The organism is Vibrio sp. L85, assembly GCF_963871815.1.
Classification (GTDB): Bacteria; Pseudomonadota; Gammaproteobacteria; order Enterobacterales; family Vibrionaceae; genus Vibrio; species Vibrio harveyi.
The window spans coordinates 1-20,427 of record NZ_CAWMYL010000122.1 but is presented as its reverse complement, the minus strand read 5'-3'; the positions used below and the strand labels follow the sequence as shown (position 1 = coordinate 20,427).

Below are 20,427 nucleotides of genomic sequence, written 5' to 3'. Positions count from 1 at the left end.
CATCGCGTAAACAACGTATCTTCAGGTAATCGACTAATGGCTATTAACCATTCACCTTTGACTTATACTCAAGAGACCTTATTTGAGCAAGCAATAGGTGGTCCGATCGCAGCACTTTGGCAAGAACGCCAAGAAGGCTTTGTAAAAGGGACAGAGAAAAAGAAAATCTACTGGTGCAAACTCACCAATCCCGAACACACCAAAGCCGTACTGATCGTCAACGGTCGCATTGAAGCCTCCTGGAAATACCAAGAACTGTTCTACGACCTATATCGACAAGGTTATGACGTGTATTCGTTTGACCACCGAGGACAAGGTTTATCAGATCGTCTGCTACCAGACTCAGACATGGGTCACGTCTATGACTTTAATGATTATATTGACGATATGGAATTGGTACTGCAGCAACTCAATTTGAGTGGATACCAGCAGCGCTTTGTCATTTCCCACTCGATGGGCGGTGCAATTGCAACACGTTACCTGCAAACTCACCCAGACCACAACTTTGACGGTTTGATTCTGAGTGCTCCGATGTTTGGTATCAACCTTCCTTGGTATCTCAGCCCTATCGCGATTCCAGTCACGCAAATCCTTGCAGCGGTTTCCCCGCAACCAAGCTATGCGCCAGGTCATAAGGAATACTACCCAAAACCGTTTGAAGATAACCCACTTAGCCAAAGCTACGATCGTTATCACTGGTTCCGTGGTTTATACCGCGATAAACCAGAGCTACAAGTGGGCGGTCCAAGCACACGCTGGGTATGGCAAGGCTTGATGGCAGCCAAGCAATGTATTTTGCTAACACGCCAAATTAAAGTTCCGGTTTTATTGGTTCAATCAGGTAACGATCGCATCGTGAGTAACGCCGCGCAGCAACGCTTTATCGATAAGCTAAGTAAGACTAACCCCAATGCCAGCCTAGTTTCTATTGCTGGCGCAGAGCACGAAATCTTGTTTGAAAAAGACCAGTATCGCAACCAAGCACTTGATGCGGTTTTTGCCTTCATGCGTGAGCACAACCAATAAATCAGATTAAAGAGGAAATACGAGCTCAGCGATTTACCCTCTTTTTCCTCCTTATTTTGGCGTAGACTTCATCATGTTCCCCGCACTCGGAGCAGTACGATCTAGTCAATCTACTGCGCTCCGTGTGCAATCAACCTGTTCTACTCTATCCGAACCGTTTACGAGGGCTTCATGAGCACACCGCTACCTTGCAAAGAGATCACTAAAATCGTTGCCTCAGATCTGGATGGCACTTTACTCGCACCAAACCACCAGCTAAGCGCTTACTCGAAAGAGACGCTCAAAGCGCTGCATGAACAAGGCTACACATTTGTCTTTGCAACGGGTCGCCACCACGTAGACGTCGCAAGCATTCGTCGCACGGTAGGTATTCCGGCTTATATGATTACTTCGAACGGAGCACGTGTGCACGACCAGAATGATCAAGAGATGTACAGCCAGAACGTACCTGAAGATTTGGTTCAATCAGTGATCGACACGATCAAAACGGATCCTGAAATACTTATCCACATGTATCAAAACGACGACTGGTTGTTGAACAAAGATGACGATGAGTTACGCGAATTCCATGAAGAGTTCACTTATAAGTTGTACGATCAAGACAACGCACCAACTGATGGCATTGCGAAAATCTTCTTCACTCACCCAGCAAAAGATCACGACCATCTTGTGACCTTCGAGACTAAGTTACGTGAGCAATTTGGCGATCGACTAAACATCGCATTCTCAACACCTTGGTGTTTGGAAGTGATGAGCGCTGGTGTGTCTAAAGGTGATGCGTTGAAGGCAGTCGCGGAGTCTATTGGGCTAACATTGGAAAACACCATCGCCTTTGGTGATGGCATGAACGACGTAGAAATGCTATCCATGGCGGGTAAAGGATTGGTGATGGGCACATCTCACGAGAAAGTGATGAAAGCACTACCAAACAATGAAGTAATCGGCAGCAACGTTGACGATGCGGTTGCACACTACCTACAAGATCATCTGCTATAACCTGTATTGGCTATCAACAACAGGTTATCGGCAAAATCACAAAGGGCTGCACTATGCAGCCCTTTTCTTTTATCGCTGACTCGGCAACTTCTCTTTACCGAGGATTGCTTGCCACTCTTCTTCGCTCACAGGCATGATCGATAAGCGATTGCCGCGTTTCACCAATGGCATGTTTTCTAGTTCTGGCATCGCCTTCATGACCGACAACGGAATCAAGCGTTCAGTCTTACGCACAAACTCAATATCCACCATAATCCAACGCGGATTTTCTGGGTCGGATTTCGGGTCGTAATAATCGCTCTCAAGGTCAAACTGGAAGTGATCGGGGTACGCTTCACGAGTCACTTTGGCAATACCAGCCACACCCACGTTCTTGCAAGAGGAATGGTAAATCAGCACCAAATCACCCAATTTGACTTGGTCACGCATCATATTACGCGCCTGATAATTACGAACTCCCTCCCAACATGAAACCTTTTGGGTTCGAAGCGTGTCAATAGAAAAGGTATCTGGTTCTGTTTTAAATAACCAATATGCCATAATGCCATCCGATGCAGATTAAGTAATGAGGAAGATATAACATGAAGGCTTTGAAAAACCCAGTGGCATTAGCCACACTGCTGGTCCTGCAAGCATGTAGCATGCAACCGCAGCAGTCCGATGCAGACACCCCAACCACTCCGCCTGCATCCTTAGATAAGCCGGAAACCATCTTACCTCAAACCTTTATGCTGCGTGGTGAAGTAGTGATTGGGCATGAAAGCCAGTACATCACACCTTGTGGCAGCGACAAACAATACTGGCTGCAACTGTCACCGCAACAAATCCAACGTGCAGTAGCCATCACCAATGAACCTTATCAAACCATGTATGGTGAAGTGATTGGTCATCTCAACCCGCCGGGCATCGACGGTTTCTCTGCAGATTTCGATGCTAACTTTGTGGTTGAGCAGGTGAACTTCCTCACCACAGAAAATCCGCATCGCTGCAAACAAACCAGTAAACCCACTCGCGTATTTGGTAATGAACCTTCGTGGGCTGCCAACTTTGAAGGCAATACGCTCAAGTTCCAGCAAATGGGCAAGTCGACACAAACACTCGAGATTAAAAGCAGCAAACTGCAACCTCGTCAGCGTACTTACCAGTTGGATGACGGTGAACTGCGCATGACCGAGAACTTGTGTTCAGACACCATGAGCAACTCTCTCTACGGCTGGAAAGCAACACTAGAGCATGGCGATAAAACCTATCAAGGCTGTGGTATGACAGCCAACGTAGATTCAACATTAGAATGGGTGAACACTTACGTCGCGACGTCGACCCAGTCACAAGGCTTCGAAGTGCAAATGACACTCAACAGCGACCACAGTGCCATCACCAAATACAGCTATTCAGACGGACAACCGCCATTGGTTGAACGCGGCTACTGGCAACAATTGAGTCCATCGCAAGTCCAAGTATTGATGACTCATCACCAGCAACAACGCTTAATGACTGAGCGCCTATTCACTCGCGAAGGCAACCAGCTGAAAGCAGTCAAAGAGAAAGTGGGCAATTTGGTTTATCTCATTGCCGATGGCGGTTTAGTGCTATACCCAGCAACAGTGCGTAACTCTGGCACAGAACAACCAGCAGCCGAGCGCAACAACGATCCAATTGGTGCAGCTGATGTGCCATCCAGTGCCGAATTTAATTCAAAAGTGGATGCGGCGGTGCGAAACTACTTTTTCATTAATCAAACCAACCCAAGCAATAACCAATACCGTTGGCTGACCTATGATCTGAATGGCGATGGTGATGAAGAATTACTGGTGCAACTTGATTGGTGTGGCTCTGGCGGTTGTACTCTGCTGATATTCGAAAACCACGAGAAAGAGTGGCGTTTCAATAGCCGTATGACGCTAGTGCAAAGCCCAATTATGCTTGGTCAACAAACCTCACACGGCTGGCGTGACCTGATTTTCAATGTCAGCGGCGGTGGTGCAACACCGGGACAACACGTGATGCAATACACAGGCGTGAGCTACCCAATCAACCCAAGCTTGGCGCCAAAAGCGAGCAAAGAGCAAGTCAGCGGCGTGCGTCTGTTCTCAGATGGTATCAGCCCTGTTCGTGATGGAGTGCGCTTGTAATGGCGCAGCCTTGTCCACATTGTGGCTTCCAGTTCAACTGCATCTGTTCATTGCTGCCTAAGTTAAACAGTGAACATACGCTGATGCTGTTGATGCACCCCAATGAACTGACGCGCGATACCAACACTGGCAAACTGCTCGCTCAGTGCCAACTGAATGTCACTCAAGTCGTTTGGGATCGTAAAACGCCACCAGCGGAGCTATTAGAAACGTTAGCTAATCCAAGCCTACTGCCAGTACTACTTTTCCCAAGTGAAGAGAGCCTGACGCTTGAACAAGTGCAGCAACAAAGTACCGAGCAAGATAGACAACCGTTGTACATCATTCTTGATGCAACTTGGCAAGAGGCGCGCAAGATGATCAACAAAAGCCGTTGGCTAAAGGGCGTCGCGATGATGGGCTTAACCACTCAAGCCGATTCCCAGTATCAACTGCGTCGCAACCAACAAGAAGGCAACTTATGTACCTTTGAAGTGGCAGCTCAATTGCTCGGACAACTTGGTGAAGAGCAAAACCAGCAACAGATGCAGGACTTCTTCGAGCAATACCTTCCTCGTTTCCAAGCCGAGAAAAGTGGTCACGAGTTCAAAGCCTAACATTCTTAAGAATCAAAAAAACGCAGCTCTAACGCTGCGTTTTTTATTGAATGCTGTTTCACGTGAAACAACTGTTAGAGCTCTTAAGCTCAATTAGAGCAAAGCTACATTAAAACAAACGTGTCGGTTCACCTAAGTAATAACCTTGCAGATAGTCCACCCCCATGTCCTGAGCAATATCGCACACCTCTTTGTTGTGCACGAACTCCGCGACGGTCTTAGCATTAAATACCTGACACAAACGCACCAACTGCGAGGCAATCTTGCGCTGCTTTTGGTCTTTATCGATGTAGCGAATCAAACTGCCATCGAGCTTAATCACTTCTGGCTCTAACTTGAGGATCTCATCAATATTGGAGTAACCCGAACCAAAATCATCCACAATGATGCGTGCACCTAGGCTTCTAAAGTGACTGCACACCTCAATCATTCGCCCGTAGTCTTTGATTTGCTCCGACTCCAAGACTTCTAAACCAATCCGTCTTGGGTCGTTCAGCTGAGTAATAGCATGTTCAAGCAACATCAAGGTTTTATCGCTGAGTAAATCCTGAGGTGACAAATTAATTGAGAAGTCGCCTTGTTTGTCCTTCATGTAATTCAACGTGGAACGGATCATGTGACGGCTCAAACGCGTGTACAAATGCGTATCAGAAATGATAGGTAAGAAACGCCCCGGCGCAATGATGCTGCCATCCTCTTCCATGATGCGCACCAAACACTCTTGGCTCGCGGGACGATGGTTGTAAGCGTGCACAATTGGCTGACTGTAGGTAATGATGTTCTGCTTGAGAATGGCGCGGCTCACACAGCTCAACCAACCCAACTGCTCTTTTCGCACATCTTCATTGACCTCAATGTCTTTGGCATTACAGATATGAGTATTACTTCGCACCCCTGCTCTTCTCGCTTCAATGCCTTTGAGGAGCAATTCATCCGGCGATGCGGTTGGAAAATCACGACGGCTAACTAAGCCACCGCACAATGAAATCGAAAGGTAATCAATATCTCGTAAGCCACTTGGTTCAAAGTTGGTTTGCTCAACCGCATCAGCAAAGCGAGTAAAGTGTTGCTTAATCATTTCACTGCTTCCATCAGCTTTGAATAAGAACGCCCACTCACCGACACCAATGCTATAAAGTTGCAGCGCGGCAGGTTTACCAAGCCGTTTACGCAGGCGATTACTAAAGTGCATCGACAAGTCTTTCAGCAGTTGGTCGCCAACGCGATAACCGTACTTTTCGTTGATATGGCTAAAGTTAAGCAGTTTGAGCGTCAGTAAATGCTCATCGGTATCAATGCTGATCAAACGCTCTTGCAGCGCAACACGATTTTGTAATCCTGTGCGGCTATCTCGGCGGAAGCTCTGTTCTAGCTTTTTCGCTTGGCGATCGAGTTGATACCCCATATGAGCGTTCATGTTATTTAGATCGCCAATCGCATTGCGGATCAGGCTAAACAAGGGAGAGATAGAAGTGCTCACTTCTTGCTGTGGCATGTTAAGCGCAGTAACTTCATCCCCTTCACGCATCGCCAAGTAAGTCAGGCTATGGTGCAGAATTTCTTGTTGGTGATTCTCCCCGTACAACTCACCCATGCAGTAACTGCCCGACGTGTGGGAAATGTCCGTGAAGGCGCGAACTTCATCACTGCTATCAATAAAATCAAGTCGCGATGCGCAGTTATAAATCATCACTGCTTCAGGTTGATGCATGGAAAGCTCCACCACCCCATGGCGAACTTGCTCAAGCGTTAACGAAGGATGGTTGTAACAGAACTGAACTTCATCACCCAAACACCAAGGACGGTCGAAGCTCATGCTGCCGTCGGGATGGATTTCCGTCACGGCACACACCTCTTTTCGCCCAATGGATTCTCGATAAAGTGGGAAATTCAGCAGTTGATTGAGCGATAGGTCGTGCCCGTCAGCAAGGTAATGTTTGTACACTTCCAACGCTTTACGCTCGCCCAAGCGATACAAGCGCGTCCCTTTGGCGTGAGTAACCTTATGCGGCATACCAATCGGGTTCCACTCAGAATACGCGCTCGTCCATGTTTTCAAAGTATTGCTGTGCAAGGCAACCGCGACAACCGCTTCATCATAAACTTGGTCTTGATGCAGAACCCAACAACCGTCATCGATGGTTTGAGCCAAACCGCCAGAAACCTTCGGACCGTCGGCATCAAATACGCGATACACCGGATAATCACGGCGTTCGATTTGGACAGAAAAGCTAATAATGGCTTTGGAGTTATCTTGCAGTTGTAAAGCTTGCTTGAGATCGTAGCCATCGATATCTGGCGAGAAGGAATAATGTTGTACCGCAGACGTGAGCGTGGTTTGTTCAAACTCCATCACACACACTAAGCAGCCATGGTTGATGATTTCACCTTCCAAGATAACGTGACGGGTGCTGTGACCGATGATATGCGTGTTGGGTAATCTTTCGAGTATTGCCCGTGCGAGCGAGACGGCGGAGTCGCGTGATTGGGTGGATAAGAGTTGCACCAGATAACGTTTATCTGCACAACACTGAGAAGTGACTAAAAAGTCATTAAGCTGATCCACATTTTGAACCAGTTGAGAGAATGCTCGCATTTACCCTACCACTGCCGTCATCAAGCCACACCACATGAAAGTGGTCTTATTATTTTACTTTGATGAGAGTAATTTACGTGGCTTTAGGCGGCTTTTCTAGAGCCAGAATGAAGATTGAATGGATTAATGCGAAAGTGATTACAAAAGCGCGAGTAACGACTGCAAGTTATTGATTTCAATGTCAGGTAACGTTCGCGTTTTTGCCTGAGTAATGACATTTTTATTCATGTCATTAAACCAGCATGCGGCAAAACTCGCGAGTTTTGCACCTTGAACATCCGTCACCAGATGATCGCCAACATGAAGAATGTGCTCACTAGGCAAATCCAGAAACTGCTGCGCTTTGGTGAACATATCCGGCGCAGGTTTCGCGCTGCCATCCGGTCCTGCTTTCAGCACTTGCTGGAAATAAGGCGTAAGACCAATTCGATCTAAATCCACATTACCGTTAGTGATTGCTACCAGCGGGATTTCTTGCCCGAGTTCAGCAAGTACATCGAGGCTTTGCTGTGGTACTTCAAAACGGTTACGCCAGTCTAAAGCAACCTCGACTGCGGCTTGCGCAGCGGTATGCGCCGCTTCGTTATCGTATCCAACTTGAGAGAAGGCTTGCTTAAGTTGTACTAAGCGCCACAAAGTGACGTCACTCTTCAGCTCAGGTTGTTGCTGCACGACACGTTGCTTGAGTGCAAACCAATCGGCTTTATCCATGTGAGCGACCGCCGGATGATGGAGTTTAAGCCAAGACAACAACTCACGCTCCATACGAACTATCACTGGATAGTTATCATAGAGGGTGTCATCAAGGTCAAACGTCATCGCCTTTACAGGCGCAATACGGCGGTAAAATTTCATGAGATTCCTTGGTTAGTCCGACTTATCGTCGTTTCTCTTACGGGCTCTTGGATGCGCCTGATCATAAGCTTGTGCTAAATGTTGGAAATCCAAGTGGGTGTAGATTTGGGTAGTGGAAATGTTTTCGTGCCCCAATAGCTCTTGCACCGCACGTAAGTTATTGCTCGATTCCAACATGTGCGTCGCAAACGAGTGACGCAGTTTGTGCGGGCTGATATGGCTCGCTACCGACTGTTTCTGCCCCCATTCCGCCATACGCTTTTGCACACTGCGATGTGAGATTCGTGTACCCAGCTTAGAAACAAACAGTGCCGGTTCACCCGGCGCGGCTAGATCACCACGCACACGCAGCCACTTGCCAACCCATTCGGTTGCCATACCAGAGAATGGCACTTTACGTTCTTTATCGCCTTTACCAATCACTCGTAATTCGCCACTGCGCAGCTGAACATCACGCACGTCTACGCTCACCAGTTCTGCCAAACGCAGACCAGCGCCGTACATTAGCTCCATCATGGCACGATCGCGTACCGCTAACGGGTCGTCCTCGTTCACTTCGAGCAATTGGTTTACTTCATCCACATCGAGGTTCTTTGGTAGTGGACGTTTCTTACGTGGCGCCGAAACCCCTTTGGCTGGGTTAGCTGACATTTCTCCACGTAGGATCAGGAAATCGAAAAAGCTGCGTAGAGAAGATAAGCGCGTCGCTAAGCTGCTGGCTTTCATGCCTTCACGAATGCCTTTACCTGCCAATTGACGAACCCAACCAGCATCGACTTGAGACCAATCTTTCAACCCCATCTCAGCCAAGTGGTGAGCCATGGTTTCCAATTGTTGTTTGTAGTTGCGTTGGGTGTGCAGGCTAAGCCCCTTTTCGCTTCGCAGGAATTCGTAGAAGCGTTCAAGAGGCTTTTGAAGACTATTTGGCAGAGGAGTGTTGGGAGTTGTCGTCATCGTGACTTTGCCATACCAATGTTTGAGCGAGATGTGCCACTACTAAGGATAGGTGACGCAAAAACAAGGTATCCATATCTGGTTGGAAATGACCGCCATCTTCGCTAGAAAACGCCAGTACGCCAAGCGTCTGCTTTTTCACAAGCGGTAACACCACATAGGAACCCATTTCTGGAACGTCCATATCTCCAAACAACGCTTCGCGATCCACTTTACGCAGACGACCTAAATACGCCTCTTTGCCATTTAAGTGGTTGGTAGCAAAACGTTGGTAGCTTTCCTTACTCAATTGAGTCGCAGCATCACACTGGCTCAATAGACGCACATACGCCTTCAAGCCAAGGTCTTTGGCTTTCAGCTCAATGGCGTTGATGACTTGCTTAAAGTCGCCGCACTTAAGGATTTGTCCTTGCAGATCCATGAACTCGTAGAAGGTGCGATCATTGTTCGCCGCTAAAGACATCAGTGTGGTGATCTCTTCTTCTAGCTCTTCAATTCGTTGACGTTGGCGGTTCATTTGAATGTGAACTAACGAGACCGTGCCTAAATCTGCATGAGGCATAGAAAGGCGATCAACCAATTCTGGGCGTTGAACGAAGAAGTCAGGATGATCTTTTAAATACTGAGCAACGACTTCTGCGGTCAGCGCATCCGCTTCAACTTCTGGGATTTGGTTTTCTTGTTCTTCAACTAGCACGACAATTGACCATCAAATACGTGAGTTGCTGGACCGGTCATAAACAATGGTTTGCCTGGACCTTGCCAAGATATGCGTAGGTCACCACCAGGAAGTGAAACTTTCACGTTTTCATCCAATAGACCTTGCAGGATGCCCACCGCAACTGCGCCACAGGCACCGCTGCCGCAAGCTTGTGTTTCACCCGCACCACGCTCATACACGCGTAGGCGGATGTGATTGCGATTCACAACTTGCATAAAGCCCGCGTTCACACGCTCAGGGAAGCGTTCGTGTGATTCTAATAGCGGTCCGAGTGTTTCCACTTCTGCCGTATCCACATCGTCGACCACAGTCACCACGTGCGGGTTACCCATGCTCACTGCGCCACAGAACAGGGTCTTATCGCCTGCACGCATGATGTAGGTTTTCTCTTTCTGCTTCGCTTTGAAAGGGATCTTGTTCGGCTCGAATTCAGGTACGCCCATGTTCACCGTGACTTCACCATCATCTTCAACATCAAGAATCATCTTACCTTTCTTGGTGCTAACGCTGATGCTGTACTTATTAGTCAAACCTTTCAAACGGACGAAACGCGCGAAACAGCGAGCGCCATTACCACACTGCTCAACTTCACTACCATCGGCATTAAAAATGCGGTAGTGGAAATCGGTTTCTGGATCATAAGGCGCTTCAACCACGAGCAATTGGTCAAAACCGACGCCCGTGTGACGATCCGCCAAACGACGGATCAAATCTTGCGAGAAAAACACGTTCTGGGTAATGCAGTCGACGACCATAAAGTCGTTGCCCAAACCGTGCATTTTGGAAAAGTGGAAATGCATTTGTTGTGTGTTACTCCGGTAGAATCTGTTCCAGCTGCCACAAACTGGTCAGCTCCTCACGCTGGCGAACAAGGTGGCTTTGGTTGCCATCCACCATCACTTCCGCCGCTCGGGTACGAGTATTGTAGTTCGAAGACATCACAAAACCATAGGCGCCAGCAGAGCGAACCGCGAGTAGATCACCTTCTTGCAGTACTAGTGCTCGATCTTTGCCCAAGAAATCGCCCGTTTCACAGATAGGTCCGACTAAGTCGTAAGTCTGTGCTTCACCTTCGCGTGGTGAAACTGGGACAATATCTTGCCATGCTTGATACAGCGCAGGACGCATTAAGTCGTTCATCGCGGCATCGATAATCGCAAAGTTTTTGTGCTCAGTGTGTTTTAGGAATTCCACACGCGTCAACAAGATACCAGCGTTAGCTGCAATTGCACGACCTGGTTCGAAAATCAGTTCAAGATCTTGATGGTTCTCAAGACGACCTAACAGTGCTTTCGCGTAATCAGAAGGCTGTGGTGGCAATTCATCACGATATACCACACCCAGACCACCACCAACGTCCAGATGACGGATGTTGATGCCTTGTGCTTTCAGATCATCAATCAGAGCCAAGAGGCGATCTGTCGCGTCGATGAACGGTTCAATCTCAGTCAACTGAGAACCAATGTGGCAGTCGATACCTTGCACGTTGAGATTTGGTAGGCTCTGAGCAAATTTATATACTGCCGGAGCACGGTCAAAAGCGATACCAAACTTGTTGTCGCGCAGACCAGTCGAGATATAAGGGTGTGTTTTTGCGTCTACGTCAGGGTTAATTCGTAGAGAAATCGGTGCAACCACACCTAACTCACCTGCGACTTTGTTCAAGCGCTCAAGTTCAGGTTCTGATTCCACGTTGAAGCATTTGATGCCCAGCTCCAGTGCGCGTTTCATCTCTGCTGGCGTTTTACCAACACCCGAGAACACCACCTTCTTCGCATCACCGCCAGCCGCGATAACGCGTTCAAGCTCACCACCCGATACAATATCGAAACCTGAACCCAAACGAGCCAGTGCATTCAATACGCCAAGATTAGAGTTTGCTTTTACTGCGTAACAAACAAGATGAGGATGCTGACCCACAGCGCTATCAAACGCATTCCAGTGACGCTCTAGCGTTGCTCGTGAGTAAACATAAAGAGGAGTGCCATGTTGCTCGGCGAGAGCTTGGAGTGAGACGTCTTCGGCCCAAAGCTGGCCATCATCCTGATAGTTGAAGTAATCCAAAATTTGCTTCCCTTAATTAATTCGACTGCTAAACCCTGTTTTCACCCGAAGGTGTGGCTGATTATTGTGACTGCTCGTTTTGTTGAGCGTCATCTGGGATATAAAGTGAACCTGATTGACCACAACCAGCAAGGGTCGCTGCAACCATCACAAACAACACCGTAAGTAATTTTTTCATTTTGCATATCGTGATTATTAAACCAATGCCCCCTATAATCGCACCACACTCAGGAAAAGCAATAGGATAGACGGATGAACGATACTGAATTTCATCAACTGGTGGATGCGCAGATGCAACTCATCGAAGAATCCATCGATGATTCAGGTGCAGACATTGATTACGAAGTCACTGGCAACGTAATGACATTAGAGTTTGAAGACCGCAGCCAAATCATCATTAACCGCCAAGAGCCAATGCATGAGATCTGGTTAGCATCGAAGTCTGGTGGCTTCCACTTTAAGCTAGTCGATAACAAATGGACTTGCTCTAAAACGGGCATGGAACTGTTTGCAATGGTGAAAGAAGAATGTGAAAAACACGCTGGTGAAACGATCGATTGGGCATAAGCCAAATGGGTCTTCGTGGCGACCAGTCACCTAAACGACAAAAGAGCACCAAGGTGCTCTTTTTTGTTGTTCGTTTTACGCATTAACCGCTTTGGTTGGGCGAGTCGGCGTACAGCCATCATTGCGGTAAGGGATAATGTAGGTATTCCCTTCTTCCGGATGAATAATTTGGTAGTACTGCGGCAAGTTAAAGTTAATAAACTTCGACGATACACGACTGTCGTCTTTCACCGAGGTGTAGAAGCTGTTCACTGACGCAATCATTTCATCTTTAGAGCCACTGAATTGATGGTAAACCTCAACTTGGTTTGACTCATCCAATACATAGATATTGAAACCATCGTCAGTATCTTCAAAGAAGAACTGCACCAAACCTTCACTGGCAAAGCCATCCACTACTTCTGGTAGTTGGTACTCTTGTTCACGATCCAGCATCAACAGCGGCGAACCTTTCAGCTTGTTGGTTGAAATGCTGCGGTAGAAATCGACCGAGTTTTCTAGCTTCTGAACCGATACACCACGACGCTCAAAGAACAGACCGTAAGTTTGGTTAGCGAGACGCATGGCTTTAAAGCGACGGCGTTTCTCTTGCTCAACCGGCTTCAAACGTAAGTCGATACACTCTGCCAATAGCTGATACACCATATTGCGCATCACGCCACGCATGTTCTTCGCGTAGCAGAATACATCCACCGACTCTGGCGGAATCGCATCTTGGTGCATTTTGCCAAGAATGGTCTTCAATGCATCCAACATCGCGGTTTCACCTTTGAAGTGCAGGGTACGCACTTCGTGCCATGAGTTGCGATAAACCAAATCGACACTGCCGACCAAGTTAATTTGCTCAGGACCAAAGCTGAAGATATCGGTATTTTTCACATCCACTTTGAGTGAGCGACCAGACAACTCTGCCGTCGGGTCATTTTCAAAGTTGATGAACATCGCCATCTGACTAATTTCACACGGGCTACCCAGCGCTTGCATGGTTGGGCGACGTTTACGTAACGAGAAGGTGTTACGTAAGTCACTTACCATTTGGTAGAACTTATCGATGTCTAACTGCGCCTCACGCACCACCGCGTGCAAACGCGTTGACTCGGTAATCAAACCGTTGAAGAACGCCCAAGAAACCAACTTACTCAAGTACTCATGATGCTCAAGACAAGGCTGACCAAGAATACGGTGCGCAATCAGTGGTTGCTTGTACAAGTACCAACCTGATTTGTTCACCCCACCCTCTTTTACTTCAATGAAGCTCAAGTCGGGTTCGTGCAAATCTGGCGAGATCTGAGGGTTAAGCAAAGTAACTTTACCCGGCAGCACTTCGAATGCCGCGTACAGCTTACGAGCAAGAATACTGATGTCTTGCGGACTGATCGCTGAAGTAATGTCGTTACGACGCGCAAACTGAATCAAGTTACGGTAGCTTTGCATCAAAGCATCCAACAGTGCATGGTGCACCACTTTCACTTGTTCTACTTTCCAGTTACGGCGATCGTCGAGCTCTGCCAATACCACTTCATCCCAATCCCATTTCGCAATCATGTCGCTCAAGGCTTCACGACGCCAAGCTACAGAGCCTACATCAGGTTCACGAGACAGTTTTTCATGGGTTTTAAGGTAGAAACAGCGACGAACTAAATCCAAACGTGTGTCGTCTTGGATTCGCTCTAGGTAACGCGTTACTTTCTCTAGCATCAAGTAGTACGCATCCATGCCGTACAAGTCAGGCTCGTGGGCAAAGAAGCGACGTTTGGTGTCGATACTGAGAAGTTGTGTGTGCGGGTATTCCCACGAGTAAGCTTCAAGCAAGATCGCTTTCAACACGGATTTGTAAGGGGAATCGATACTCTTGTACAGCTGCCACAAGTTCGAGCCGAAATACTCTTCAGCAGGAATGCGGTTAAGCTGACCAAAGTTGATCCACTCATCACAGTTGATGTAGCCATCTTTACAAAGCTGTGCAACGTACTCGTCGTAACACTCTTCCATTTCTGGTGGCACGATTTGCCACAACAAACGCTGTCCTGCCAGACGAACCGCAGAACGGTAGAATTCATCCAGCAGTAATAGATGCTGAGAAGAACCACAGTTATCGCCGGTCATCTCTTCAGAACGGTTGCTACGAAAACGCTCTTCATCCATTAAGAAGAAGTTCGCTTCTACACCTTGGCTTTGTGCCCAATCGGTGATCAGCAAGCATTTGTTGGTCAGCAGTTCACGTTGGTCGTTATCCATCTCCGGTGAGATACACACCCAAATATCCAAATCACTTGAAGTACTTTGACCAATAGAAGAGGTACTGCCCATGGTATACAAACCTAAGATCGCAGGTTGCTCTGCTGTCTTAAGCGGTTGACCGATTGTCAGTTGGGTATCATCAAGGAATTGTTGCTGGAGATCGTTCAGCTCTAGACCAAACACACCATAAGGTACGTCTGCATCGTAGTAGCCGGGAATAACAGGATGGTTGTAGTTCAACAAGGCAGGAATCAAGTGGAAGACTTGCTGGCTTTGCGAATCCATAAGCGCCAGCGCACGGTCGATCCGTTGCTGGTTCAGGTTATCTAATCGCTGAATAAGTTTTTGGGTGTAAGCCTGCAAGGGAAGTTCCTTGGTTGAACAATCACGAAAATCTGCTGATGTTTTAAACCAAAATGGTGTAAAAACGTGATCAATTTAACACTTTCATCAGGGTTGGTAAAGATTTCCACCCGCAAATAGTTGTGGTCTGAAAACCCCACACTAGTCGCAAAAATCGATAGCGCAGTAGTGTCGCTTGTATTCACCTATAACTAATAATAGTCCTTAGCCTAAATGAGAATCCAGTCACACTATTTTCATAACGTCATGTAATTCGATTCATGACACCAAGAGAAGCCTAACTAACATTAAGACTTTCACGCGTTGAGTGGTAGGATTAGGCAAAACTAAAACAGCATTGAGAAGACCATGACACAATCTACGCCAATTCGCATTGCAACTCGAAAAAGCCCTCTTGCCCTATGGCAAGCTCACTATGTAAAAGACGCACTTCAAGCCGCTCATCCAGGTCTGGAAGTTGAGCTGGTTACTATGGTGACCAAAGGCGACATCATTTTGGATACACCGCTAGCCAAAGTCGGTGGTAAAGGCTTGTTTGTGAAAGAGCTAGAAGTGGCAATGCTTGAAGGTCGTGCGGACCTTGCGGTGCACTCAATGAAAGATGTTCCAGTAGACTTCCCTGAAGGTCTTGGCTTGGTGACGATTTGTGAACGTGAAGACCCACGTGATGCATTCGTTTCTAACACTTACAACAACATTGATGAACTGCCACAAGGCGCAGTTGTAGGTACTTGTAGCCTGCGTCGTCAGTGTCAGTTAAAAGAATACCGCCCAGACTTAGTTATCAAAGAGTTGCGTGGCAACGTAGGTACTCGTCTAGGTAAGCTAGATGCAGGTGAATACGATGCAATCATTCTTGCAGCGGCAGGTCTGAAACGCCTTGAGCTAGAAGAGCGCATCCGTAGCTTTATCGAGCCAGAGCAATCACTACCAGCAGTAGGTCAAGGTGCGGTGGGTATTGAGTGCCGTGTGGATGACGAGCGTCTACTTAAACTGCTTGAGCCACTAAACCACCAAGACACAGCAGATCGCGTACGCTGTGAGCGCGCGATGAACCTCACCCTTGAAGGCGGTTGTCAGGTGCCAATCGGCAGTTACTCACTGCTTGATGGTGACAACATCTGGCTACGCGCACTGGTTGGTGAACCAGACGGCAGCCTAATTGTGCGTGGTGAAATTCGCGGTCACCGCAATGATGCCGAAGCACTCGGTGTTCAACTGGCTAACGAGCTACTTGAAAACGGTGCGCGCGACATCCTAACCAAACTGTACGCAGACCACGAATAATCATGGCAGTGTTGGTCACTCGTCCGGGAGAGCAAGGCATGGCGCTTTGCTCTCTGCTCGAAAGGCACGGCAAAACTGCAATTCATCATCCTCTGATCGACATCGTCGCCGATCTCAGCGACACACAACTCTCCAAATACATTGAAACCGCTCAAATCATCATTGCTGTTAGCCAACATGCGGTGCAATGCGCAGAGCAAATCTTGCAGAACCACGCTAAATCATGGTCTAAGCAGGCTATATACCTTGCCGTTGGTCAAAAAACAGCACACTATTTGAGCAAATGTACCCAACAGAAAGTACACTATCCACAAGTCAGTGATAGTGAGCACTTGTTGCAGCTTCCCGAGCTAAACAATGTAGAAAAACAAACAGTTCTGATCCTCCGTGGCAACGGTGGTAGAGAACTGATAAAAGATGCATTGGTGAGACGTGGAGCAAAAGTTCACTATAGTGAGACTTATAAGAGAGAATTTATCCCATTCGATCCAGTAAGCTGTGTCTCACTATGGAAAACCCAACAAATCGACCAGATTATCGTCACCAGTGGTGAACAACTGGATTATTTGTGCAGCCAATTGACGTCAGAGCAATTGACTTGGCTTAATCAACAAGAGTTGTATATCCCCAGTCAGCGAATCGCTGACATCGCAATTCAACGGGGCTTCACTCAGGTCAGGTGCACAGGAAGCGCATCCAACCAAGAATTACTGGCTGCTCTCCAGCCCTAGCTACACAGGATATAGGCATGACAAGTAAAAATAACGACCAAAAGAATAACGATAAAAACCTTTCCGAAGAAACTACATCGGCACCGCTAGCTGAAAAAGACACGCCTAAGAAGGAATCTGAGCCAAGCAAGGCAGAATCAAAGCCTGCTGAGCCAATCAAACCTGCAGAACCAAACAAAGTTGAATTTGAGGAGAAGCAAGGTAAACGCGGCGTGAAGCTGGGTACTGTCGCTATCGTCTTATCACTGATTTTTGGTGGCGGTCTTACTTACAAAATGCTTGAGCAGCAATCTGAATACCAAACTCAGATCGCTCAGTTGCAAAGCCAACTTGAACAAGCTCAATCAGCAATGAAGCAAGAGCTTAGCCAAGTAAAAGAAGAAACCATTGAAAAAGCGACCACTGTCACTCACAAAGCAGAAGTGGTACTGGGTCAGCAACAAAAGAGCATCGAAAGCCTGCAACTAGCAGTCGCTGATGTGAAAGGTCGTCGTCCAAACGACTGGCTATTGGCAGAAGCTGACTATCTAGTAAAACTGGCAGGTCGTAAATTGTTCTTAGAGCACGATGTAGAAAGCGCGACTCAATTGATGGAAAGCGCGGACCAACGTATCGCTGCGCTGAACGATCCAAGCTTGGTCGGTCTGCGTAAAGCCATGGCAAATGACATTACTAAGCTGCGTGTTGTTCCTTTGGTAGACCGTGATGGCTTGGTATTGCGCCTCACAGCGCTACAGCAGCAAGTCGACAAACTGCCACTTGCGAATGCTTTGCTACCAGAAGCAGCTGCGGTAGAGAAACAACAAGTGTCTGAAGACATTGCAAACTGGCAAGATAACCTGATGACGTCATTAAAAGACTTCTCAGAAAACTTCATCACCTTCCGCACTCGTGACGGCAACGTAATCCCTCTATTGTCACCACAACAACACTTCTACTTGAAAGAAAACATCAAAGCGAAGTTAGAGACGGCAATTAAAGCGGTTTACCAAGAGCAAGGTGAAATCTACACTACCTCTTTGGAAACGGCAGACAAATGGGCAATGGCATTCTTCAATCAAGACGACAACTCGGTGAAAGAATTCAACAAAACACTGAGCCAACTGAGCAAGCAAGACATTCAAGTTGAATACCCTGCGAAGCTAGAAAGCCAAAACCAACTTTCTGACGTGATTCGGGAGCGCCTACGTCGTGAAGTGACCACAATGACAGGTACGGAGGATAAGTAATGGTTCGTCTTATTTTCCTATTTGTTGTTCTTGGTGCCGGCTTATTTGTTGGCACTCAATTCTCAGGTCAGCAAGGTTATGTCCTGATCTCTATTGCCAACAAAACCATTGAGATGAGTGTAACCACCTTAGTGATCTTCGTGATTGCGACCTTGGCGGCACTGTTCTTCTTAGAATACGTGGTCAAGAAAGTGGTTTACGCAAGCTCAAGCACATGGAATTACTTTAGCGTGCGCAAAATGCGTCGCTCTCGTCGCTACACCAACGAAGGCATCATCAAGCTACTTGAAGGTGACTGGAAAGGCGCAGAGAAGAAAGTAACACGCTGGGCAAACCACCACGACATGCCTCTTCTGTGTTACTTAGTGGCTTCTGAAGCTGCGCAAGGTCAAGGTGACAAAGCGAAGCGTGACCAGTACCTAGAACTGGCAAGCCAGCAAGAAAACGCGCACCTAGCGGTAGAGTTGACTCGCGCGAAACAGTTCATTCGTGATAACGAATTCGAATCTGCATTCGATACACTGCAAGCATTGAAAGGTCAGTACGCGAATAACTCGATTGTTCTTAACCTGCTAAAGACCACTTACATGCAGCTTAAGCTGTGGCAACCGCTGATCGATCTGATGCCTCAGTTAAGCAAAGCCAAACTGGTAACTGAAGAAGAGCAAGCGGAACTGATTCAGAAAGCACAATGCGGCTTGCTACACGAAGTGGCTCAGCAACAAGGCAGCGAAGGTCTTATCTCACACTGGAACGGTTTGCCACGTAAGGTAAAACAAGACGCTCATTTGATCGGTTGTTTTGCTCACGAGCTCATCTCACGTAAAGCAGATAACGAGGCATTCACAGTAATCAAAGAAGCACTGAAGAAGAGCCCAACACCAGAGCTGTACCAGTTACTGCCAGAGCTAAACTTACCGGATAGCCACCCAGTCATCGTATTCTTGGAAGGTGTCTTGAAGCGTGAACCAGAAAACGCAGCGGCGCAAAGTGCATTAGCGCACTTCTTCTTCCGCCAAGAAAAATGGCAAGAAGCGCAAGAGCACTTTGAGGTTGCGCTAAAACTTCGCTCAGACGTTTCTGACTATGCTTACCTAGCCGATACACTAGAGAAGCAAAACCTAACAAAAGCGGCTCACGAGGTCTCTCGTAAAGCGCTAACGCTAGTTCAAACCAACTAAGCGGTTCCGAAAGTAGAAAGCCGACAGATTACTGTCGGCTTTTTTATTGCCTGCAATTCTTCTTGCCCTATCATCGTACGACTGACTCCCCCAAGAGCAGGGTTCTCTCTACTGACTGCACCTGATTAGAAATAATCATCAAAGCTTCTGTCGTTCATTCCAAACTGCTCTTCTTCGTGTCACTAAGAACCACGTGAAGCAACCGCGATCACTTTCTGCAAGACATAGCGACTGGTTTTAAATGGTTAGGAGGGAAAACCTCCTTCAGAACACAGTAAAGCGTAGTGATGGGCAAAGAAGTAACTAGGAGTAATGTTATGCACTTATTCGATGTGAGAACCCCATATAGCGCTTGGGTAACGTTTGTTGTAAAAGCTAAAGCAAAGTCATATTCATCATCAGAGGAGGCTCAGAAGCGCTAATACACATTGAATGCTGCTGCGAGTAGAAACGCTCTTTTGCTGATGCAATAGAGATAGGAATGGCAAGGAGAAAGCTCAATCACTTTCTCTGGAGGACAGTTTCTATAACCCTACGAGGCGAAGATGGCAGAAAGCCTCAAGGTACGCGTAGCACAAGACTTCTCAATAGACGAAGAGTAAAGGCGCTTAGTTTGGAGCGTGTTCGGTTGGGAGGTTGATTCAGACGCCTCAAAGCTACTTTCCAAGAATAAGAAACGACAAAAGCCCGTTGTTTTCTCAACAGGCTTTCTTTGTAGTGACTGAGTTCGAGGACGACTAATCCTAAGTCGCGACTGACTTGAGATTTGATGCAAATCCCGTCTAATTCTCAAACGTCAGAAATGAAAAAAGCCTCGCTATTTCTAGCGAGGCTTCTTAATAGTGGCGGAGAGATAGGGATTTGAACCCTAGATACGCTATTAACGTA

The 20,427-nt window shown here is 47.3% G+C and carries 18 protein-coding genes; 9 read left to right on the top strand and 9 right to left on the bottom strand.

What is annotated here, in order from left to right; all coding sequences use genetic code 11:
* Window positions 1-36: 36 nt before the first annotated feature.
* Both AACR11_RS13035 and AACR11_RS13030 read left to right on the top strand, forming a co-directional pair.
* The gene (locus AACR11_RS13035; protein WP_029789247.1) at window positions 37-1,026 is read left to right on the top strand and encodes an alpha/beta fold hydrolase; all 990 of its coding nucleotides are present in this window, start codon (window positions 37-39) and stop codon (window positions 1,024-1,026) included.
* 171 nt (window positions 1,027-1,197) lie between these two features.
* Complete coding sequence (locus tag AACR11_RS13030; RefSeq protein WP_029789248.1) at window positions 1,198-2,022, top strand: Cof-type HAD-IIB family hydrolase; 825 nt, start codon at window positions 1,198-1,200, stop codon at window positions 2,020-2,022.
* A 69-nt stretch (window positions 2,023-2,091) separates the two neighbouring features.
* Here the strand turns inward: AACR11_RS13030 and AACR11_RS13025 are convergent, their stop codons facing one another.
* Window positions 2,092-2,562, bottom strand: a complete 471-nt coding sequence (locus tag AACR11_RS13025; protein WP_005452022.1) for an EVE domain-containing protein — start codon at window positions 2,560-2,562, stop codon at window positions 2,092-2,094.
* A gap of 41 nt (window positions 2,563-2,603) precedes the next feature.
* Between AACR11_RS13025 and AACR11_RS13020 the strand changes: the two genes are divergently transcribed.
* Together AACR11_RS13020 and AACR11_RS13015 are read left to right on the top strand one after the other, a co-directional pair.
* Complete coding sequence (locus AACR11_RS13020) at window positions 2,604-4,154, top strand: COG3650 family protein (RefSeq protein ID WP_079324778.1); 1,551 nt, start codon at window positions 2,604-2,606, stop codon at window positions 4,152-4,154.
* On the top strand, window positions 4,154-4,750 hold the full coding sequence (locus AACR11_RS13015) for a tRNA-uridine aminocarboxypropyltransferase (protein WP_029789249.1): 597 nt from the start codon (window positions 4,154-4,156) through the stop codon (window positions 4,748-4,750). The genes AACR11_RS13020 and AACR11_RS13015 overlap by 1 nt, the downstream gene beginning before the upstream one ends.
* A 109-nt stretch (window positions 4,751-4,859) precedes the next feature.
* On the opposite strand, the gene AACR11_RS13010 is transcribed toward AACR11_RS13015, so the two are convergent.
* From AACR11_RS13010 to lptM, 7 genes are all read right to left on the bottom strand, one after another.
* Window positions 4,860-7,346 (bottom strand): bifunctional diguanylate cyclase/phosphodiesterase, encoded by a 2,487-nt coding sequence (locus AACR11_RS13010; protein WP_029789250.1) that lies wholly within the window; start codon window positions 7,344-7,346, stop codon window positions 4,860-4,862.
* A gap of 138 nt (window positions 7,347-7,484) precedes the next feature.
* Window positions 7,485-8,201, bottom strand: coding sequence for a 5-amino-6-(5-phospho-D-ribitylamino)uracil phosphatase YigB (gene yigB, locus AACR11_RS13005; protein WP_005430399.1), 717 nt, complete (start codon window positions 8,199-8,201; stop codon window positions 7,485-7,487).
* Between the two features lie 12 nt (window positions 8,202-8,213).
* Entirely contained in the window at window positions 8,214-9,155 is a 942-nt protein-coding gene (xerC, locus tag AACR11_RS13000; protein ID WP_079324776.1) for a tyrosine recombinase XerC, read from the bottom strand.
* Window positions 9,121-9,825 carry a DUF484 family protein gene (locus AACR11_RS12995; protein WP_033001370.1) on the bottom strand — a complete coding sequence of 235 codons (705 nt, stop codon included), beginning with the start codon at window positions 9,823-9,825 and terminating at the stop codon, window positions 9,121-9,123. Before AACR11_RS12995 ends, xerC begins: the two co-directional genes overlap by 35 nt.
* A gap of 20 nt (window positions 9,826-9,845) precedes the next feature.
* Window positions 9,846-10,676, bottom strand: coding sequence for a diaminopimelate epimerase (gene dapF / locus AACR11_RS12990; RefSeq protein ID WP_005430401.1), 831 nt, complete (start codon window positions 10,674-10,676; stop codon window positions 9,846-9,848).
* Window positions 10,677-10,686: 10 nt separating this feature from the next.
* Window positions 10,687-11,940 carry a diaminopimelate decarboxylase gene (lysA, locus tag AACR11_RS12985; protein WP_005452029.1) on the bottom strand — a complete coding sequence of 418 codons (1,254 nt, stop codon included), beginning with the start codon at window positions 11,938-11,940 and terminating at the stop codon, window positions 10,687-10,689.
* Between the two features lie 61 nt (window positions 11,941-12,001).
* Window positions 12,002-12,118, bottom strand: a complete 117-nt coding sequence (gene lptM, locus AACR11_RS29870) for an LPS translocon maturation chaperone LptM (protein WP_005533626.1) — start codon at window positions 12,116-12,118, stop codon at window positions 12,002-12,004.
* 74 nt (window positions 12,119-12,192) lie between these two features.
* Between lptM and cyaY the strand changes: the two genes are divergently transcribed.
* On the top strand, window positions 12,193-12,507 hold the full coding sequence (gene cyaY / locus AACR11_RS12975; protein ID WP_005430390.1) for an iron donor protein CyaY: 315 nt from the start codon (window positions 12,193-12,195) through the stop codon (window positions 12,505-12,507).
* Window positions 12,508-12,582: 75 nt separating this feature from the next.
* On the opposite strand, the gene AACR11_RS12970 is transcribed toward cyaY, so the two are convergent.
* A complete protein-coding gene (locus AACR11_RS12970; RefSeq protein ID WP_005452031.1) occupies window positions 12,583-15,111 on the bottom strand; it encodes a class I adenylate cyclase in 2,529 nt (842 codons plus the stop codon).
* 348 nt (window positions 15,112-15,459) lie between these two features.
* On the opposite strand from AACR11_RS12970, the gene hemC reads away from it, so the two are divergent.
* The 4 genes from hemC to AACR11_RS12950 are packed head-to-tail and all read left to right on the top strand — an operon-like array spanning window position 15,460 to window position 19,539.
* On the top strand, window positions 15,460-16,398 hold the full coding sequence (gene hemC, locus AACR11_RS12965) for a hydroxymethylbilane synthase (protein ID WP_005438556.1): 939 nt from the start codon (window positions 15,460-15,462) through the stop codon (window positions 16,396-16,398).
* A gap of 2 nt (window positions 16,399-16,400) precedes the next feature.
* Window positions 16,401-17,129, top strand: a complete 729-nt coding sequence (locus AACR11_RS12960) for a uroporphyrinogen-III synthase (protein ID WP_009705176.1) — start codon at window positions 16,401-16,403, stop codon at window positions 17,127-17,129.
* Between the two features lie 17 nt (window positions 17,130-17,146).
* Complete coding sequence (locus AACR11_RS12955) at window positions 17,147-18,358, top strand: uroporphyrinogen-III C-methyltransferase (protein WP_029789252.1); 1,212 nt, start codon at window positions 17,147-17,149, stop codon at window positions 18,356-18,358.
* Window positions 18,358-19,539 carry a heme biosynthesis protein HemY gene (locus AACR11_RS12950; protein ID WP_029789253.1) on the top strand — a complete coding sequence of 394 codons (1,182 nt, stop codon included), beginning with the start codon at window positions 18,358-18,360 and terminating at the stop codon, window positions 19,537-19,539. Before AACR11_RS12955 ends, AACR11_RS12950 begins: the two co-directional genes overlap by 1 nt.
* Window positions 19,540-20,427: the final 888 nt, after the last annotated feature.

What these genes read in the sequence shown, in the direction of transcription:
- AACR11_RS12960 (WP_009705176.1), top strand. Translation starts at nt 16,401, where the DNA reads ATGGCAGTGTTGGTCACTCGTCCGGGAGAGCAAGGCATGGCGCTTTGC.
- AACR11_RS12955 (WP_029789252.1), top strand. Translation starts at nt 17,147, where the DNA reads ATGACAAGTAAAAATAACGACCAAAAGAATAACGATAAAAACCTTTCC.
- lptM (WP_005533626.1), bottom strand. Translation starts at nt 12,118, where the DNA reads ATGAAAAAATTACTTACGGTGTTGTTTGTGATGGTTGCAGCGACCCTT.
- dapF (WP_005430401.1), bottom strand. Translation starts at nt 10,676, where the DNA reads ATGCATTTCCACTTTTCCAAAATGCACGGTTTGGGCAACGACTTTATG.
- AACR11_RS13010 (WP_029789250.1), bottom strand. Translation starts at nt 7,346, where the DNA reads ATGCGAGCATTCTCTCAACTGGTTCAAAATGTGGATCAGCTTAATGAC.
- AACR11_RS13025 (WP_005452022.1), bottom strand. Translation starts at nt 2,562, where the DNA reads ATGGCATATTGGTTATTTAAAACAGAACCAGATACCTTTTCTATTGAC.
- AACR11_RS13030 (WP_029789248.1), top strand. Translation starts at nt 1,198, where the DNA reads ATGAGCACACCGCTACCTTGCAAAGAGATCACTAAAATCGTTGCCTCA.
- yigB (WP_005430399.1), bottom strand. Translation starts at nt 8,201, where the DNA reads ATGAAATTTTACCGCCGTATTGCGCCTGTAAAGGCGATGACGTTTGAC.
- cyaY (WP_005430390.1), top strand. Translation starts at nt 12,193, where the DNA reads ATGAACGATACTGAATTTCATCAACTGGTGGATGCGCAGATGCAACTC.
- xerC (WP_079324776.1), bottom strand. Translation starts at nt 9,155, where the DNA reads ATGACGACAACTCCCAACACTCCTCTGCCAAATAGTCTTCAAAAGCCT.
- AACR11_RS13035 (WP_029789247.1), top strand. Translation starts at nt 37, where the DNA reads ATGGCTATTAACCATTCACCTTTGACTTATACTCAAGAGACCTTATTT.
- AACR11_RS12950 (WP_029789253.1), top strand. Translation starts at nt 18,358, where the DNA reads ATGGTTCGTCTTATTTTCCTATTTGTTGTTCTTGGTGCCGGCTTATTT.
- AACR11_RS13020 (WP_079324778.1), top strand. Translation starts at nt 2,604, where the DNA reads ATGAAGGCTTTGAAAAACCCAGTGGCATTAGCCACACTGCTGGTCCTG.
- hemC (WP_005438556.1), top strand. Translation starts at nt 15,460, where the DNA reads ATGACACAATCTACGCCAATTCGCATTGCAACTCGAAAAAGCCCTCTT.
- AACR11_RS13015 (WP_029789249.1), top strand. Translation starts at nt 4,154, where the DNA reads ATGGCGCAGCCTTGTCCACATTGTGGCTTCCAGTTCAACTGCATCTGT.